Origin of the sequence: Rathayibacter rathayi (genome assembly GCF_004011095.1) — a bacterium.
In the GTDB taxonomy this organism is placed as follows: Bacteria; Actinomycetota; Actinomycetes; order Actinomycetales; family Microbacteriaceae; genus Rathayibacter; species Rathayibacter rathayi.
In genome coordinates, this window is record NZ_CP028129.1 from 2,412,160 (window position 1) to 2,430,062 (window position 17,903).

Here is a 17,903-nt window from a genome sequence, read left to right on the forward strand (position 1 = left end):
GGGCGCGGCAGCGGAGGCGGTCCTCGCACGGTAGGTCGCACGGCGGCGCGGCGGAAACGTTCCGTCGCCGGGACACAAACGGGGCCGGGCGCAGGCGCAGGCGCGTTGTCGGAACCGGCCAGGCGACGAGAGGGCAGCACCGACAGGAGGCGCCACGGTGATCGACCCGCCCGCGCCCGCTCTACCCTCAGCGCATGAGCCGACCGAGCCCATCAATCGCGCCGCGCCGGGCGACGACATGGATACGACCGCCGCGACCCTACGATTTCGCAGCAACTGTCATCCTCAACGCCCTCGCGTCCTACGCGACAGCCGTCCTCGTCGTGCTCGCCCTGTTCAGCTCCGCCTCCCGCTCCGCGCCCGGAGGTTCGTCGGGCGCAGCGATCATGCACGGTGTCTGCGTCATCGCGGTCGTCGGGACGTGGGGGTCGTACGCTGCGGCGTCCGTCATCGCGGTCGGGTTCCTCGCGCGACGCAGGACCGCGTGGTGGCTGCCCGTCGCCGACATCGCGGCCCCGGCTCCGGAACCGACTCCGACAGCGCCCCTCGGTCCAGCTGCACGGACTTCTGGCTGACCCGCGGGCTCCTGTTGGCGACCTTTCTCGTCACCACCTGGGCGACGTTCTCCACGCTGACGACCCTCAGCCCCGCAGCCGGGCTCAGCCGGCCCACGCCGCTCATCTCCCCGTACGTCCTCGCGCTCTCGATACCGTTCGGCTTCTTCGCCGCGATCGCGGTCTCGGCGGCTCGGCTCGCAGCAGGGCGGACCGCGTGGTGGGTCCCCGTCGTCTGTGCCGCGGTGACGTGCGGCTGGACTTCCTTCCTCGCGCTTGAGTGATCTGCGGACAGTGCGTGGGCCTGCGCGGTTCGGCGGAGGAGCAGCACGCATCGTGTCGATCCTGACCCCTTTCGGCGCCGACTACCCGGGCACCAGCGTGGGCCCGTTCACCTCTGACGGTCTGAGCTATGACGGTCTGAGCACCTACTACGGCATCCTCACCGGGGCGGACTGGGGACCGTCCTGGTGTCCGTGGTCCGGCTGGCGGAGGAGAGGACGGCGTTCTGGCTGGCGCCGAGGGGCGTCGTCGCCTCGCTGCTCTGCGCCCTCATCCCCCACCTCCTCCTTACTCGTGGCTGACGCCGACCGGGATGCGTCGCCGTCGGAGAGATCTGGCACCGCTGGAGGGTGTGGCCGACACAACGTCAGCTGGGAGGGGTTCTCATCGACGATGGTGGATGAGGGGGCGTCTCAGCTGACGTTGCGTCGCTAGCCTCTCGACAGGGGCGAGCCGCCGGTCTCCATCGCGGGGCTGGCGGCGACAGTCGGCGGCGAGGGCCGAGCCCGGCCAGCGGTCAGAACGCGGGCCAGTTGGGGCCAGTCCGCGGGCCAACAGGGGGGCAACCCGCGGGCCAGTAGGGGGCAACGCGCGGGTCAGTAGCTGTCCCAGCCGGGCTCCCAGTCGGGCTCGTCCGGTGGCACCCAGTCGTCCTTCGGCGGCTGCGCGGCCGACACCGGCGGACCGGCGGACTCGCGGCCGAACGTGGGCTTCGCGGCTCCGGGGCGTGAGGCACCGCCACGGCCGGCCGGAGCGCGGCGGGGAGCGGGAGCCTCCTCACCGGCCTGGGGGACGGCGATCTCGGGAGTCTCGCCCGCGACGACGGCGAGCACGGCCTCACCGTAGGTGAGCAGCTTCTTTTGGCCGACGCCGCCGATGATGCTGAGCTCGTCCATCGAGGCCGGCTCGGCCGTCGCGATCTCGCGGAGGGTTGCGTCGTTAAAGACGATGTAGGCGGGGACGGATTGCGCGCGCGCCTGTGCGACCCGCCACTCCCGCAGCCGCTCGAACAGGGGCTGGGCCTCGCCCGAGAGCTCGGCGACGATGGAGCGGCCGGAGCGGGTGGACCCGCTGGAACGCGCAGGCTTCTCGGGCTCCTGCCGCAGCTCGACCTTTCGCTCGCCGCCGAGAACGGAGGCGGACGCGGGCGTAATCACGAGGGTGCCGAAGCCATCGTCGTTCACGCCGAGCAGGCTCTGCGCGAGGAGCTGGCGGGCGACTCCGCGCCACTGGGTGTCGCTCAGGTCGGCGCCGATGCCCCAGGTGGCGAGGGCGTCGTGCTTGTGCTGCGTGGTGCGCGGCGTGGTCTTGCCGCGGAGGACGTCGATGATGTGGCCGGCGCCGAACTGCTGGTTGCGCTCGCGCTTGAGCCGGACGACCGTCGAAAGGAACTTTTGGGCCGCGACGGTGCCGTCCCAGGAGGCGGGCGGCTCGAGGCAGGTGTCGCAGTTGCCGCAGGCGGTGCTCTCCTGGCCGAAGTACGCGAGCAGGTTCACCCGGCGGCACTGGACCGTCTCGGAGAGGGCGAGCATCGCATCGAGATGCGCGGACATCCGCCGGCGATGCGCCAGATCTCCCGGCGACTCGTCGATCATGCGGCGCTGCTGCACCACGTCTTGCAGGCCGTAGGCGAGCCACGCGGTGGAGGGCAGGCCGTCGCGGCCCGCTCGGCCCGTCTCCTGGTAGTAGCCCTCGACCGACTTGGGCAGGTCGATATGCGCGACGAACCGCACATCCGGCTTGTCGATCCCCATGCCGAAGGCGATGGTGGCGCAGACGATCACGCCCTCCTCGCGGAGGAACCGCGACTGAGCGGCGGCGCGCACCCGGGAGTCGAGGCCCGCGTGGTAGGCGACCGCGTCGAAGCCCGCCGAGCGCAGCGCCTCCGCCGTCGCCTCGACGCTCTTGCGCGAGAGGGCGTAGACGATGCCCGCGTCGTGAGCATGCTCGCGGCGGAGGAAGTCGATCAGCTGCTTGCGCGGCTCGACCTTCGTGACGATCCGGTACTGGATGTTGGGGCGGTCGAAGCTCGAGACGAAGTGTCGGGCGGCGCCGAGGTGCAGGCGCGAGGTGATCTCGCGGTGGGTCGCCTCGGTGGCGGTGGCGGTGAGGGCGATGCGGGGGACGTCGGGCCAGCGCTCGGCGAGCTCGCCCAGAGCGAGGTAGTCGGGGCGGAAGTCGTGGCCCCACTGGCTGACGCAGTGCGCCTCGTCGATCGCGAAGAGGGCGATCCGGCCGCGGGCGAGGAACTGCTTGGTGCCCTCGTTGCCCAAGCGCTCGGGGGCGACGTAGAGCAGGTCGAGTGTGCCGTCGAGGTAGGCGCGCTCGACGCGGTTGCGCTCCCCCGCGTCCTGCGTGGAGTTAAGGAACTCGGCGCGGACGCCGTTCGCGCGGAGGGCGTCGACCTGGTCCTGCATCAGTGCGATGAGCGGAGACACGACCACGCCGGTGCCGGGGCGGACGATCGCGGGGATCTGGTAGCAGAGCGACTTGCCGCCGCCGGTGGGCATCAGGACGACGGCGTCACCGCCTCCGATGACCTGCTCGACGATCGCCTGCTGCTCGCCGCGGAAGCGCGCGTAGCCGAAGACCTTCTCGAGGATCGCCTGCGCCTGGGCCGACCCGCGGCTCGCCTGGCCGCTCGCTGCGTCGCTCCCGTCGCTGCTCCGGTACTCCGCCGCGGGGTCGGCGAGCGGCGGGGCGGGGAGGGCTGTCGCGGTGGGCTCTGTCACCCGGGGAACTCTACCCGTCGGCTCCGACGCGGCCCCGGGAGCGGGCGGAACTGTGGAGAGGGGATGAAGGAAGGGAGGTGGGGAGGAGGCTTCGGGCGCGAGCCACCGGTGGCGCGGATCAGAGGTCGGTGAGCGTGCGGGTGTCGCCGTTCCAGAAGCGCACGCCGGCGAGGCCTGCGCTGAACGGTTCGCCGAGGAGGGGGACGGCCGCGCCGAGCTGTTCAGCACGCAGGCGACGGGAGATGCTGATGTGCGGGGTCCAGGCATCCGGCAGCGAGGTGTCGACGCCTCCCGGAATCAGGCGGGTGGCGCGGGCGTGCAGCGCGTCGAGGGCGGGTGAACGGATGACGCCCCAGGCGAGGACGAAGCGGCCGGCGTGCGGGAAGAGGAGGACGGCGCCCAGGTCGACGGTCTCGGGCAGGGGGCCGAGGGCGCCCGGCTCGGGGGCGGTCAGCTCCGCTCCGGCGACGAGGGTGAGGTGGGGGCGGTTGCTCTCGGACGTGTGCAGCGCCAGGCTCGGGATGCCGGCCGCCTCGAGCGCCGCCCACTGACCCCGCACGCGCGCGTCCGACTCCGGATCGAGGAGGACTTCGACGCTGCGCATCCCCTCATCCTGCCGGTCTTCCGCGCGCGAGGGCCCTCGGTGGGACCCGCGCGGGAGCGGGCGGAGCGGGCGTCAGCCGATCGTCACGAGGGCGGCGAGCAGCTCCGGCGCGCGGCGGTCGACGATGCGGCCGCCGACGCGGACGCCGATCAGCGCGAAGGCGCCGCCGAGCATGACGGCCGCCGCCAGCCCCAGCAGACCGAAGGCCGGGTCGCCGCCGATCAGCGAGATCGCACCCAGGATGATCGACGGGAGCGACAGGAGCCCGGTCGCGGCCATGCTCCCCAGCATCACCACGCTCGAGATCATCCCCGAACCGGGCGGCGTCTTGAGCGGGCTGTCCCCCGGCGCCGGCACCGGGTAGACCACGAGCGACGAGGCGACGCTCGACACTCCGAACCCGCTGAGCACGAGAGCCAGCGCCATCCCCAGCACGGCAGGTATCGCGTCGGCACGCCCCGCGTACAGCGCGGTGCCCACCGCCACGACGATCACCGCGGGGACGCCGATGATCGCGGCGGCGAGGACGCGACCGGCGCGGTCGGCCGACCCCGTCACTCCGGAGCTGACATGCGCCGCCCAGGCGGTGCCGTCGTAGGACACGTCGGCGCAGAGGGTCACGCCGAAGATCAGGCCGACGAGCACAGCCGAGAGCAGCACGAAGGTGTCGCCGCCGCTGCCGATTGCGGAGTAGAAGACCCCGAGCACCACGACGGCAGGGATGACGAGGAGGCCGCGGCTGTAGCGCGGGTCGCGCCACCAGTAGCCGAGGGCACGGGCCGCGACGGCGCCGGTCGGAGTTCCGGGGAAACGGCCGAACAGACCCAGCCCCGCGGATCCGGAGGCGGAGTGCGCGCCCGACGCGGCCGGCTCGGCGAGGGCGTGGCGCAGCGCCCGTGCCCAGGCCACGACGAGGACGGCGAGGGTCGCGAGCCCGATCAGCAGGCGCGCGATCGCCGCGACCCAGTCGCCCGCGACGACGGAGCCGGGGGCGGCCCAGATCGCGCCGAGCGGCGACCAGCCGAGGGCGTTCGCGATCACGGGGAGGACGTCGCGGCCGTCGCGGACCACGGTCGTCAGGCCGAAGAAAAGCGGACCGAGCAGGATGACGACCACGAGCACGACGCCGCCGACCACCTCCCGGTAGCGGCGGCTCGAGCCCAGACCCGTGGTCAGCGCGCCGAGGAGCCGGGAGGCGACCACGCAGGTCGCGACGCCGATCACCGCCGAGACGAGGCCGGGGAGGATGCCGATCGGTGCGCTCCACCAGGCGGCGGCGGACACAAGGGCACCCAGCGTGGTCACGACGCCCGGGATGCCGGCGAGACCCGCGACGGCGAGCCCGAGCAGGAGCGTCCGCAGCGGGATCGGGAATGTCGCGAGAGTGGGCAGGTCCAGGCTCTGGTCGGAGCCGGAGACGAAGATCGGCCCGAGCACCCAGCCCAGGATCAGCGCGGAGCCGCCGAGGACGATCACGACGCTCGCGAACGCCGGATCCGCCCCTCCCAGCGCGATCAGCCCGGCCGCGACCAGACCGAGCACCCCGATCGCGTACAGCCCACCGAGGACGACGCCGATCAACTGCCAGACGTTGCGCGTCAGCGAGTTGCGCAGCAGGAGCAGCCGCAGTCTCAGGAGATGCGCAACCATGCCGGTCCCTCCTGGTGAGTGCGGCCGCCGACCAGCTCGACGAAACGCTCCTCGAGGCTGGAGCCGGCGCGGACCTCCTCGAGGGTGCCGGAGGCGAGCACGCGGCCGTCAGCGATGACGGCGACTCGGTCGCACATCCGCTCGACGAGGTCCATCGAGTGGGAGGACACGATCACGGTGCCGCCCGAGGCGACGAAGCCGGTGAGGATGTCGCGGATGTTCGCCGCGGACACCGGGTCGACCGACTCGAACGGCTCGTCGAGCACGAGGAGGCGCGGGGCGCGCACGAGCGCGCAGGCCAGCGCGATCTTCTTGGTCATGCCCGCGGAGTAGTCGACGACGAGGGTGCGGTCGGCCGGATCCAGGCCCAGCAGCGCGAGAAGATCACCCGTCCGCTCGACGACCACGGGCCGCTCGAGGCCGCAGAGCAGGCCGTAGTAGGTGACGAGCTGCAGCCCGGTGAGGCGATCGAACAGCTTGACGCCGTCGGCGAGGACACCGATCAGCCGCTTCGCCGCGAGGGTGTCCTTCCAGACGTCGACCTCATAGATGGTGACGACGCCACTGTCGGGGCGGAGGAGGGCCGTGGCCATCGAGAGGGTCGTCGTCTTGCCCGCGCCGTTGGGGCCGACGAGTCCGAAGAAGGAGCCGGCGGGGACGTCGAGGTCGATGTCCCTCACGGCCTCCTTGTCGCCGAAGCGCTTGCGCAGGCCGCGGATCCGCAGGGCGACCTCGCCGTGCCGGCCGGCGGCGTCCGGAGCTGCCCACGCGAGGCTCGTGGAGTCGGAGTGCTCGGAACCGAACGGCGCGGACGCGGAGTTCGGGTCGTCGCTGCGCTCCGGTGCGTCGCTTTCCGCATCCGTGTCGTTGTGAGGAAAGCCGGGGTGCGTCGTCCCATCCATGTGTGTCCCTTCCGGGCCGCGGTGGGCGACCGCTCCCCACATCCTAGGCAGGCGCTGCGGCACGGTCATCCGCCCCTCGGCGGAGTCGCCCGCGATCCCTCGCTAAGTCGCCCGGTTTCGTTGAGTCGCCCGAAAAGGCGCGCGACACTCCGCGCCGCGCGACCATCTCGGGCACCTCAGCGCGCGGGCACCTCCTGAGCGACCGCACCGCGCCCGCCTACGCTGGGCGTATGCCCACGCTCCTCCTCGTCCGGCACGGACGCACCACCGCGAACACCGCGGGGATTCTCGCCGGACGCACCGCCGGAGTGCGGCTCGATCACGTCGGGCGGACGCAGGCGGCGCGGACGGGTGAACGGCTCGCGGCCCTCGACCTCGCCTCCGTGCTGTCGAGCCCGCTGGAACGCTGCCGGCAGACCACCCGCTTCGTGCTCGACCGGCAGGCGACGCCTCCGCCCACGGTGATCGACAGGGGCATCACCGAGTGCGACTACGGCGACTGGTCGGGGCGCTCGCTCCGCGATCTCGCGACGGAGCCGCTCTGGGCGACCGTGCAGAACCAGCCGTCGGCCGTGGTGTTCCCCGGCGGCGAAGGGATGCTGGCGATGCAGGCTCGGGCGGTGTCGGCGGTCCGTCGGCACGACGCGGCGGTCGCGGAGGAGCACGGGGCCGGCGCGGTATGGGCGGCGGTCAGTCACGGCGACACCATCAAGGCGATCCTCGCGGACGCGCTCGGGATGCACCTCGACCTGTTCCAGCGGCTCAGCGTGGGACCGGCGTCGGTGTCGATCATCCGCTACGGGGCGGGACGGCCCGAGGTGATCGCGATGAACACGGAGGCCGGTGACCTGGGATGGCTGCGCAAGGCCGCACCCGTGGCGGACGCGGCGGTGGGGGGCGGGGCCGGGCACGAGTAAAGGGGGGCGACGCGCGCAGCCGCTGCGGAGGCGGGCGCTCGTACACTGGGGGTATGCCTCCGATCGTGCATGGATTCGACTGGCCCGATCGCGTGGTCGTGGGAACCATCGGCTCACCCGGTTCGCGCTCCTTCTACCTGCAGGCCAAGACCGGACCCCGCGTGGTCAGCGTCGGCCTCGAGAAACAGCAGTCGGCCCTCCTCGCCGAGAAGATCGACGAGATCCTCGACCAGCTGATGACCGCCCAGGGCAACCCGGTCAGCGTCCCCGCGGGCACGCCTCCGGAACTCGTCGACAACGACCCGCTCGACCAACCGGTGGAGGCCGAGTTCCGCGTCGGTGGCCTCAGCCTCGGCTGGGACCCGTCTACCGCCCAGATCGTGATCGAGGCGTACCCGATGACCGAGGGGGACGACGACGCCGAGGACCCCGAGCCGACCGAGATGCTGCAGGTCAAGATCCCCGTCGGCACAGCCCGCGCCTTCGCGAAGCGCACGCTCGAGGTCGTCGGCGCCGGACGTCCGCTCTGCCCCCGCTGCGGCGAGCCGAGGGATCCCGACGGGCACGACTGCCCGCTGGCATGAGCGAGCCGGGCGGGCTCGACGGCGAGCTGGAACTCACCGGCCGGATCACGATCGCCTCCAACGCGACCTTCCTCGCTCAGCTCGGCGGGACGTCCGTCGTCTACAAGCCGATCTCGGGCGAGAAGCCGCTCTGGGACTTCCCCGACGGCGTGCTCGCGAACCGAGAGGTCGCGGCGTACCTCGTCTCCGAGGCGCTGAGCTGGAATGTGGTGCCGCGCACCTGGTTGCGCGACGGGCCGCTCGGGCCGGGCATGGTGCAGCTCTGGCAGGACATCGATCCGAAGCAGGACGCGGTCGACCTGGTGCCGGCCGATACGGTCCCGGCGGGATGGCGGCATGTGCTCGACGGCAGCGACGAGGAGGACCGCGAGGTCTCGCTCGTGCACGAAGACTCGACGGCGCTGCGCCGGATGGCTCTGTTCGACGTGGTCGCGAACAACGCGGACCGCAAGGGCGGGCATGTGCTCGCGCTGCCCGGTGGCCACCGCTACGGCGTCGACCACGGGCTCACCTTTCACTCGGAGCACAAGCTGCGCACGGTGCTCTGGGGCTGGATCGGCGAGCCGCTGCTCGGGGAGGAGCTCGCGGCGCTGGCACTCCTGCGGGCGCAGACCGACGGGCCGCTGGGCGCAGCGCTCTCGGAGCTGCTGACCGAGGACGAGGTCGCTGCGTTCGCGAAGCGCTGTGAGCGGCTGGTCTCGTTCGGGCGGTTCCCGGGCCCGCGCGGCGAGATGCCGGCGGTGCCCTGGCCGCTGTTCTGAGCCGAGCGAGTTCACAACTCCGGATGATCGTGGCCGCAGCGACGACGACGAGCGGATGTCAGTGCCGCGAAACGAGTTTTTCCGGAGTTATGAACACAACGCCGGCTCAGAAGCTCCAGCCGCGCCCGCGCAGTTCCTCGCCCGGGGCCCGGCCGCCGGCTCCCGCGCCCCGGGCGCCCAGGTAGGACGACACCACGGCTGCACCCAGATCATCCGCCTCCGGATTCACGACCGCGCCGCCCACCCGCCGAGCGAGCGAGTCGATGAACCGGGCGAGGCCGGGGTCCTCGCCGAGGCGGAAGAACGTGGTGTGCGCACCGAGGCGGAGGGAGGCGTCGAGCTCGCGGACCGAGACGGCGACCGTGAGCGGGTCGGGCGGGAAGTCGAAGAAGACGCCACCGTCGGGCTCGAGGTGCGCGGTCGGCTCGCCGTCGGTGACGATCAGCAGGACTGGCTGCGCGTTCGGGTGCTTGCGGAAGTGCCGGTTGGCCAGCAGCAGCGCATGGTGCAGGTTCGTGCCCTTGTCCCACTGCGCGTCCAGGCCCACCAGCTGCTCGACGTCCATCACCTCGGCGCGGCGACCGAAGGCGACCAGCTGCAGCGCGTCCCCGCGGAACCGACTGCTGATCAGGGTGTGCAGGGCGAGCGCCGTGCGCTTCATCGGCACCCAGCGGCCATCCATCGCCATCGAGAACGAGGTGTCGACGAGCAGGGCGACGCAGGCCTGGGTACGCGCCTGCGTTTCCTGCACCTCGATGTCGTCGATCTGGATGCGCACGCCGGAGCCGACCGGGCGGCCCTCGCCTGCGGTGCGAGTGAGAGCATTGGTGAGAGTGCGGGGGATGTCCCAGGCCTCGGTGTCGCCGAACTCCCACGCGCGCGTCGCGCCGGAGCCCTCCCCCGACACACCCGCACGGCGGACATCGCGCGCGCCCTGGCGGCCGGAGACGGTCTCGGCGATGTCGCGCAGGAGCGCCCTGCCGAGCTGACGCATCGCCTTCGGACTGAGCGCGAGGCGACCGTCGGAGCCGCGGCGTAGCGTGCCGGAGTCGCGGAGGGCGCGCTCCAGGCGCTTGAGCGTCTGCGCGTCGACGGAGGCGTCCTGGCCGAGGCGCTTCGCGAGCAGGTCGAGGTCGAGGTCGTCGAAGGAGGAACGATCGGACTGCGCGAGCTGGTCGGCGAGGGCGTCGAGGTCGGCCAGCTCCTGGAACACGCCGGTCCCGTCGCCGAGGCCGAGCCCCTGCTCGCCGTTCAGACGCTCGGAACCGCCCCAGTCCTCGCCGGGCCGCAACCCCCGCAGGGTGTCGTCGAGGCGGCCGAGGGTCTGCATCAGCTCGGGCGTGCCGAACGCCTGCTGGGCGAGGGCGTCGAGTTCGGCGCGCTGCTCGGCGGTCATCGAATTGCGCATCCGCTGGGCCGCCGCCGCGCGGGCGGCGAGGGCGTCGATCAGCTCGTCCACCGACTCCGGGCCCTCGGGGAAGTATTCGCCGTGCTGCTCCATGAAGGCGTCGAACTGCTCGGGAGTGTCCTCGCCGCGGGCGTGCGTCTCGAGCAGCTCGGTGAGGTCGCGGAGCATCGCGTCGATCGCGGCGCGGTCCTCGTCGCTCGCGTTCTCGAGGGCCCGCTTCATCCCCTCGAAGCGCTGATCGAGCAGCTCGCGGCCCAGGAGTTCGCGGATCTTCTCGAAGTCGGCGCGCGCCTCGGGACTCTGCCAACGGTAGTCGCGCAGCTCCGAGACGGCCGCGGCGGGCGAGGGCGGGAGGCTGTCGAGCTGGATCTCGGCGAGCGCGCGGTCGCCGTCGTCCATTTGCGTGTCGCGGGCGAGCTGCTTGCGCTCGGCGAGCACGGCCCTGTCGAGCAGTTCGCGGATCTCGCGGAGGGTGCCGTCGAGGTTGTTCCTCTGCCTCAGCTCACGGCGGCGCTCGGCCACGCGGGCGGCGAGATCGTCGAGGCCCTCGCCATCGCGGGTGCCGCGGCGCAGGAACTCGCGGAGGGCGCGCTCGGGAGAGGTGCCGCTCATCACGTCCTCGCCGATCGCGTCCAGAGCCTCCGCGAGGTCGATCGGCGGGGCAAGCGGATCGGGGCCGCCGTCGTACTTCGCATAGCGCGCGTCGCGCTTCAGCCGCCGGTTGCCGCGCGGAGCATCAGCCATAGACGGCCTCGCCTCCGCCCGTCTCCTTGCTCAGCTTGCGCGAGAGGTAGAGGCCCTCGAGGGCGAGTTCGACGGCTCCGGCACGGCGCCCGTCGCCCACGGCGCCCAGACGCTCGGCGACCTCGTCGTAGACCCGCGCCTCGCCGAGGATCGGCAGGCCGGCGAGGAACTCCCGGGCCGTGATCTGCTCGCCGGTGGTGATCAGCGCCCCGTCCTCGACCGCCTCGACCAGTGGCCCGAGGTCGACACCGCGCAGGTGGGCCCGCACGGTCTCGGCGATGGCCTGGCGGAGGAGATGGTCGAGGATGTCGTCCTCGCGGCCCTCCTCGCCCGACTCGAATTCGATCTTCCCGCCGAGCACGTCCACCGCGGTCTCGAGGTCGATCGGGCGGGCGACCGCCTCCTCCTCGCCGCGGCGGGTGGCGCGGTGCAGGGCGGCCGCGGCGATGGTCTCGGCGCCGGCGATGGCGAAGCGGGCGCTCACTCCGCTGCGCTGATCGACGGAACTCGACTCGCGCAGGGCCCGGGTGAAGCGGGCAAGGATCTCGATCAGCGCGTCGGGCACGGTCGCGACGAGGTCCGCCTCCTGCCGGATCACGGCGATCTCGTCGACCAGCGCCGTCGGGTAGTGGGTGCGGATCTCGGCGCCGAAGCGGTCCTTCAGCGGGGTGATGATGCGGCCGCGGTTCGTGTAGTCCTCGGGGTTCGCGCTCGCGACGACGAGCACGTCGAGCGGGAGGCGGAGGACGTAGCCGCGGATCTGGATGTCGCGCTCCTCCATCACGTTGAGCATCGCGACCTGGATGCGCTCGGCGAGGTCCGGCAGCTCGTTGATCGCGACGATGCCGCGGTGGCTGCGCGGGATGAGGCCGAAGTGAATGGTCTCGGGGTCGCCGAGGCTGCGGCCCTCGGCCACCTTCATCGGATCGACATCGCCGATCAGGTCGGCGACGCTGGTGTCCGGGGTGGCCAGCTTTTCGACGTAGCGCTCCTCACGCGACTTCCATGCGACGGGCAGCTCATCGCCGAACTCGTCGGCACGACGCCGACTCACCGTGGTGATCGGCTCGTAGGGGTGCTCGCCGAGCTCTGACCCGTCGATGACGGGCGTCCACTCGTCGAGCAGGCCGACGAGGGTGCGCAGGAGGCGGGTCTTGCCCTGACCGCGCTCGCCCAGCAGGACGATGTCGTGGCCGGCGATCACCGCGCGCTCCACCTGGGGAATCACGGTCTCGGCGAAACCGTGCAGGCCCGGCCAGGGGTCGCGGCCCTCGCGCAGGGCGTCGAGCAGGTTGTCGCGGATCTCGGTGCGGAGGCTCTTCTGCGCATGCCCGGAGGCACGGAGCTGGCCGAGGGTCTGGGGCGTCGGAGGCATCACCCCGGCAACGCTACGCCGCGGGTCCGACGCGCGGCGCAGGTGCGGCGGATTCGCGGGGTGGGTTGCGCCGGCGGGCGCGCGGCCAGGGGAGGGCTCGGACCGCTCAGCGTGCGAGCCGCGGGGCCGCCGCGAGCAGCTGCCGGGTGTACTCCTCCTGCGGCGCCGCGAGGAGCGACGCGGCCGGCCCGGCCTCGACGATCCGGCCCGCGCGCATCACGGCGATGCGGTCGCTCATGTGGGCGATCACTCCGAGATCGTGCGAGATGAGGAGCAGCGCGAGCCCGTGACGGCGCTGCAGCTCATCGAGCAGGTCGAGGATCTGGGCCTGCACCGAGACGTCGAGGGCCGAGACGGGCTCGTCGCAGATCAGCACGTCGGGGCGGGTCGCTAGCGCGCGTGCGATCGACACGCGCTGGCGCTGACCGCCCGAGAGGGTCCGCGGCGAGCGCCGCTCCAGGGCCGGGTCGAGCCCGACACTCGCGAGCAGCGCGGGCAGGGCGGCGGCGCCGGCGTCGCGGAGGAGGCGGCCGACGCTCCAGCGCGGGTCGAACGAGGAGAGGCTGTCCTGATAGATCGCGCCGATCCTCGGGCGGCGGGGGCGGCGGGTGCGCTCTGTGGCCGCCGACCACGGCTGGCCGAACAGCTCGACCGCGCCCGCATCCGGACGCCGCAGCGCCAGAACCAGCCGGGCCACCGTGCTCTTGCCCGACCCGGACTCGCCGACGAGCCCCACGGTCTCGCCGCGCCGCAGCTCCAGATCGACGCCGTCGACCGCGACCCTCGCTCCTCCGCCGGGCAGGGGGAAGCGGGCGGCGAGACCGCGGGCCGCGACCACCACCTCGCCGGGAGCGTCGGGTGGGAGCACCGGGGCGGTCGGATCGGTGAGTCGCGACCCGCGCGCTCGCCCGGCCGGGACAGCGGCCACGAGCGCCCGCGCCTGGGAGCTGCGGGGCGCGCGCAGCACCTCGTCAGCTGTCCCCTCCTCCACCACCCGCCCCTCGGCGAGCACGAGGATGCGGTCAGCGAGGCCCGCGACCACGGCGAGGTCGTGCGAAACCAGCACGAGCGCCCGGCCGCGCGCCTTCTGCTCGGCGAAGAGCTCGAGCACGCGGGCCTGCACGGTGACGTCGAGCGCGGTGGTCGGCTCGTCGGCGACGAGGAGCGGCGGATCGAGGGCCACGGCCGCCGCGAGGAGGGCGCGCTGGCGGAGGCCGCCGGAGAGGTCGCCGGAGCGCTCACGCATCCGCTCGGCCGGCTCCGGCATGCCGACACTCTCCAGCGCCTCGACGGTGCGCCGGGCGCGCTCGGCGGCGGGCAGTCGGCCGTGGAGGCGGAATGCGTCGCCGATCTCGCGGCCGATCGGGCGCAGCGGGTCGAGCGAGAGCAGCGCGTCCTGCGGGACGAAGCCCACGGATCCGCCGCGCAACCGCCGCAGGGCGCGCTCGCTCGCGCCGACCACCTCGGTGCCGCCGACGTCCACGGAGCCCGACACCGCTCCTCCGCTCAGCCCCAGCAGCGCCCGAGCGGTGACGCTCTTGCCCGAGCCCGACTCGCCGACGATCGCGACGCACTCCCCCGGCTCCACGCGGAAGGAAACCCCGTGCACCACCTCGACCCCGTCGAAGGCGACCCGCAGGCCCTCGACGACGACCGCGGTCACCGCACACCCCGCAGGCGCCCACCGAGGACCGTCGTCGCGATCGTGGTCAGCACGATCGCCAGGCCCGGGAACACGGTCAGCCACCACGCACTCGCGAGGTAGGTGCGGCCCGCCGAGAGCATCGCGCCCCACTCCGGTGCGGGCGGCTCGGCCCCCAGGCCCAGGTAGCTGAGGGCCGAGGCCCAGACGATCGCCTGGCCGACGCCGAGGGTCGCCAGCACGGCGAGCGGGCCGAAGGTGTTGGGCAGCACGTTCCGGACCAGGATGCGGGCGGGCGAGTGCCCGAGCACGCGCGCCGCCTCGACGTAGCCGGAGTCACGGATGCCGAGCAGCTGCGTGCGCAGGATACGGGCGTACCCGGGCGCGGTCGAAAGACCGACCGCGATCGTCGCGGGGACGACTCCCGGGCCCGTGACCACGATCACCAGCAGCGCCAGCAGCAGAGCCGGGAACGCGAACAGCACCTCCAGGACGCGCCCGATCACGCCGTCGATGAACCGGCCGCCGAACGCGGCGACGACCCCCAGGACCGCCCCGAGCACCAGGCCGATCGCGGTGGCGCTGACGCCGATCAGGAGGGACGCGCCCGCGCCCGCGATGAGGCGGCTGAGCAGGTCGCGGCCGGACTCGTCGGTGCCGAGCAGGTGCGCGGCGCCCGGCGGGGTGAAGGCGTCGCGCGGGGCGACGACGAGCGGATCGGCGGGGGCGAGCAGCCCTGGCGCGACGGCGGCGAGCAGGAGCAGCGCCACGAAGAGCGCGGCCAGCGCCTCCCCGGGGTGGATCCGGACGAAGGATGCCCCTCGCGGGCGGACGGCGCGCAGCTCGAGTTCGCTCACGCGACCGCCTCCCGCCGGGCGAGGCGCGGATCAACCACCCGCGTCAGCAGATCGGCGGCCAGGGTGACGACGATGTAGGCGAGCGCGGTGACCAGCACCACTCCGGTCACTACCGGCACGTCGCGCACGGTCACCGCCGCGAGCAGCGTCCGGCCGAGCCCCGGTCTCGCGAAGATCGTCTCGACCACCACGGCCCCGCCAATCAGGTAGCCAAACGCCCAGCCCGAGAGAGAGACCCCCGGCAGCACCGCGTGGCGCAGCGCGTGGCGGGTGCGGACGCCCAGCTCCCCCTCGCCGCGCGCCCGAGCCGCGAGCACGAACGGCGACTCCAGCGCGTCGAGGAGGGAGCGGCGCATCACCTGGCCGACAAACCCCGCCAGCGGGATCGCGAGGGTGAGCGTCGGCAGCACCAGCCCGGCGGGGGCGCCGGTGCTGACCGGCGGCAGCCAGCGCAGGGCGGTCGCGAAGACGGCGATCAGCACGGTCGCGAGCCAGAAGTGCGGCAGCGCGGCGGCCGTGAGTTCGAGTCCGGATCCGATCGCGGCGGCGATCCGTCCGCCCCGCGTCGACCAGAGCGCGGTGCCGAGCGCGAGGATCCACGCGGCGGTCAGGGCGAGGACGGCCAGCAGGAGGGTGCCGGGCAGCTGCTCGCCGAGGATCTGGGCGACGGGCGTGCGCAGGGAGTAGGAGGTGCCGAGGTCGCCGCGGGCGAGCCGACTCAGCTGCACGAGGTACTGCACGAGCAGGGGCTGGTCGAGGCCGTACTGCTCGCGGACGGCGGCCAGCGCCTCCGGGGACGCCTGCGATCCCGGTCCGCCGAGGATCGCCTGCGCGGGGTCACCGGGGACGAGACGGATGAGGAGGAAGACGGCGGTCGCGACGGCCCACAGCACGACGACGCCGCCGCCGAGGCGGAGGAGCACGCGGCGGATCATGGTGTCCTCTCCTCTGGCGCGGGGATCTCGATACACCGCCTGCGGCGGCTACTCGACCAGCATGGTGCTCCTCAGACCCAGGCGTCGGCGAACCAGGGGGTGGACACCGTGTCGAGGGCGACGAGGCCCTGCACGGCCGAGCGGTGCAGGTAGTGGTTCTGCTGGTCGTAGAGCGGCAGGATCCAGTAGCCCTCGAGGACGATCCGCTGCGCCTGCTGGTACAGATCGGCGCGGGCGGCCTCGTCGGTGGTGGCGCTCGCCTGCGCGAGCAGCGAGTCAAGTGCGGGGTCGGCGATCTGCGCGTGATTGGCGAAGTAGCCGCTCGGCGCGGGCGTGATGCCGGAGGAGGAGTAGAGGATCCGCAGCACGTCAGGCCCGACCTTGGTGTACGGCGCGCTCACCAGCTCGTACTCGTTCGCCCCGAGCGCCGCGTACCAGCTGGACAGGTCGAGCAGGCTGATCTGGACATCGAACCCGAGTGTCTTCGCCGACGCCTGGATCTGCTCGAACAGCGACTGCTCGGCCGGGATCGACTGATTGGTGCTGACCGGGAAGCGCAGCGTCAGCGGTGTGCCGTCCTTCTCGCGGATGCCATCGCCGTCCGAGTCGACCCAGCCGGCCTTCTCGAGCAGCCCCTCTGCGGCGCTCACCTCGGAGTCGGAGCCCGCGTCCGCGAAGAGCGACGGGTCGGAGTAGGCGGTCGCCTCGCGACTGGACAGCGGCGAGAAGGAGCGCTCGGCCGTGCCGAAGAAGAGGGAGTCGATTGCCTCGTTCACGCCGACTCCGCGGACGAAGGCCTCCCGCACCGACTCGTCGTCGAAGGGCGCCTGACCGGAGTTGAGTTCGAGCCGATTGACCGACCCGGGGCGCGGCGCGTCGAGCTCGACGAGGCCGGACGCACCGGTCGCCGCTGTCAGTGTGTCGGGCTGGGCGTTGTCGAGCACGTCGGCCTCGCCCGACTGCACCGCCGCATAGCGGGTGGCGGAGTCGGGGATGAAGCGCCAAGTGATGCTCGCGAGGTGCGCGGGGCCCTTGTGTCCGTCACCGGTCGGGCCCGTCGATGCGTCGTACGCATCATTGCGAGTAAGGGTCACATGGTCCTGCTTGACCCACTCCGAGACGGTGAAGGGGCCGGTGCCGACGGGCGCCTCGCAGTTCGCCTGCTCGCCTCGCGCGATGCCGGTCGGGGACTCGATCGCCGTCCACGGCTGCGCGAGCGACTCGAGCAGCGCGCTGTCGGGCTCGGTCAGGGTGAAGCGGGCGACGGTCGGCGAGACGGCGGTGACGGAAGCGACCTTCGCCACAGCGAGGTAGCCGGTGGAGGACTTGGTCGCCGGATCCTGGAGGTGCGTGATAGTCGTAGCAACCGCCTCCGCGTCCAGGGCCGTGCCATCGGTGAATCTCACTCCCTCGCGCAGGGTGAAGTCGTAGCTGAGCGCGTCATCGGAGACCGTCCACGACTCCGCGAGCCACGGCGTGATGGCGCCGCCCGCGTCGCGCGACACGAGCGACTCGAGCACCTGCGTGGCGAGGAGCGCTTGGGGGTAGTTGCCGCCCACATGCGGGTCGAGGCAGGTGGGCTCGGCGTCACCCGATGCATAGGTCAGCGTCCCGCCGTCGACGGGGGTGCCGGTGGCGTCGGGAGACTCGGCGGTGCAGCCGCTGAGCAGGAGCACGGCGGCCGCGACAGCGGCGGGGAGGGCGAGGAGACGAGCGCGCAACAGCATGACGGCTTTCGTGAAGGGGTCGGGAGTGCTCGCGTTTCTTGGACGCGACCCAGGAAACGCTAGCAGGAGGTGAGGGCCACCGAACGGGGGCCCGGATCGGTGGACGGGCCCCGGGGCGCCGCGGGTGGAGCCCCGTCCGGGAGTCGGGAGACGTCTCGGCGCGGCTCGACGGGGGATGCGAGCGCACGGAGGATGTCCGAAACCGAGGGTGAAACCAGCCGTCTGGGCG

General features: G+C 72.7%; 15 protein-coding genes. 5 read left to right on the forward strand and 10 right to left on the reverse strand.

Going from position 1 to position 17,903, the window contains the following annotated elements:
• Positions 1 to 194 precede the first annotated feature (194 nt).
• Together C1O28_RS11635 and C1O28_RS11640 are read left to right on the forward strand one after the other, a co-directional pair.
• Positions 195 to 575 carry a hypothetical protein gene (locus tag C1O28_RS11635; RefSeq protein ID WP_127821510.1) on the forward strand — a complete coding sequence of 127 codons (381 nt, stop codon included), beginning with the start codon at positions 195 to 197 and terminating at the stop codon, positions 573 to 575.
• 14 nt (positions 576 to 589) lie between these two features.
• The gene (locus C1O28_RS11640) at positions 590 to 838 is read left to right on the forward strand and encodes a hypothetical protein (RefSeq protein ID WP_127821511.1); all 249 of its coding nucleotides are present in this window, start codon (positions 590 to 592) and stop codon (positions 836 to 838) included.
• Between the two features lie 594 nt (positions 839 to 1,432).
• Here the strand turns inward: C1O28_RS11640 and recQ are convergent.
• The 4 genes from recQ to C1O28_RS11660 form a co-directional block, all read right to left on the reverse strand.
• A complete protein-coding gene (gene recQ, locus C1O28_RS11645) occupies positions 1,433 to 3,568 on the reverse strand; it encodes a DNA helicase RecQ (protein ID WP_243392088.1) in 2,136 nt (711 codons plus the stop codon).
• Positions 3,569 to 3,686: 118 nt separating this feature from the next.
• Complete coding sequence (locus tag C1O28_RS15740; protein ID WP_122999652.1) at positions 3,687 to 4,172, reverse strand: 2'-5' RNA ligase family protein; 486 nt, start codon at positions 4,170 to 4,172, stop codon at positions 3,687 to 3,689.
• A 72-nt stretch (positions 4,173 to 4,244) separates the two neighbouring features.
• Positions 4,245 to 5,822: a transporter gene (locus C1O28_RS11655; RefSeq protein ID WP_097167384.1), complete on the reverse strand. Its 1,578-nt coding sequence runs from the start codon at positions 5,820 to 5,822 to the stop codon at positions 4,245 to 4,247.
• Positions 5,804 to 6,724, reverse strand: a complete 921-nt coding sequence (locus C1O28_RS11660) for an ABC transporter ATP-binding protein (RefSeq protein WP_097167383.1) — start codon at positions 6,722 to 6,724, stop codon at positions 5,804 to 5,806. The genes C1O28_RS11655 and C1O28_RS11660 overlap by 19 nt, the downstream gene beginning before the upstream one ends.
• Before the next feature lie 230 nt (positions 6,725 to 6,954).
• Between C1O28_RS11660 and C1O28_RS11665 the strand changes: the two genes are divergently transcribed.
• Genes C1O28_RS11665 through C1O28_RS11675 form a run of 3 tightly spaced genes read left to right on the forward strand, consistent with a single transcriptional unit; the run spans position 6,955 to position 8,986 of the window.
• Complete coding sequence (locus tag C1O28_RS11665; protein ID WP_097167382.1) at positions 6,955 to 7,641, forward strand: histidine phosphatase family protein; 687 nt, start codon at positions 6,955 to 6,957, stop codon at positions 7,639 to 7,641.
• 53 nt (positions 7,642 to 7,694) lie between these two features.
• The gene (locus tag C1O28_RS11670; protein ID WP_097167381.1) at positions 7,695 to 8,225 is read left to right on the forward strand and encodes a DUF3090 domain-containing protein; all 531 of its coding nucleotides are present in this window, start codon (positions 7,695 to 7,697) and stop codon (positions 8,223 to 8,225) included.
• Positions 8,222 to 8,986, forward strand: coding sequence for an SCO1664 family protein (locus tag C1O28_RS11675; protein WP_097167380.1), 765 nt, complete (start codon positions 8,222 to 8,224; stop codon positions 8,984 to 8,986). The genes C1O28_RS11670 and C1O28_RS11675 overlap by 4 nt, the downstream gene beginning before the upstream one ends.
• A gap of 106 nt (positions 8,987 to 9,092) precedes the next feature.
• Here C1O28_RS11675 and C1O28_RS11680 read toward each other — a convergent pair whose 3' ends face one another.
• From C1O28_RS11680 to C1O28_RS11705, 6 genes are all read right to left on the reverse strand, one after another.
• Complete coding sequence (locus C1O28_RS11680; RefSeq protein ID WP_097167379.1) at positions 9,093 to 11,138, reverse strand: vWA domain-containing protein; 2,046 nt, start codon at positions 11,136 to 11,138, stop codon at positions 9,093 to 9,095.
• A complete protein-coding gene (locus tag C1O28_RS11685; protein ID WP_097167378.1) occupies positions 11,131 to 12,513 on the reverse strand; it encodes a MoxR family ATPase in 1,383 nt (460 codons plus the stop codon). Before C1O28_RS11685 ends, C1O28_RS11680 begins: the two co-directional genes overlap by 8 nt.
• A gap of 106 nt (positions 12,514 to 12,619) precedes the next feature.
• Positions 12,620 to 14,176, reverse strand: coding sequence for an ATP-binding cassette domain-containing protein (locus tag C1O28_RS11690; protein ID WP_097167377.1), 1,557 nt, complete (start codon positions 14,174 to 14,176; stop codon positions 12,620 to 12,622).
• Positions 14,173 to 15,012 (reverse strand): ABC transporter permease, encoded by an 840-nt coding sequence (locus C1O28_RS11695; RefSeq protein ID WP_097167376.1) that lies wholly within the window; start codon positions 15,010 to 15,012, stop codon positions 14,173 to 14,175. The genes C1O28_RS11690 and C1O28_RS11695 overlap by 4 nt, the downstream gene beginning before the upstream one ends.
• The gene (locus C1O28_RS11700) at positions 15,009 to 15,947 is read right to left on the reverse strand and encodes an ABC transporter permease (protein WP_097167375.1); all 939 of its coding nucleotides are present in this window, start codon (positions 15,945 to 15,947) and stop codon (positions 15,009 to 15,011) included. The genes C1O28_RS11695 and C1O28_RS11700 overlap by 4 nt, the downstream gene beginning before the upstream one ends.
• Before the next feature lie 71 nt (positions 15,948 to 16,018).
• Positions 16,019 to 17,674: an ABC transporter substrate-binding protein gene (locus tag C1O28_RS11705; RefSeq protein WP_097167374.1), complete on the reverse strand. Its 1,656-nt coding sequence runs from the start codon at positions 17,672 to 17,674 to the stop codon at positions 16,019 to 16,021.
• Positions 17,675 to 17,903 lie beyond the last annotated feature (229 nt).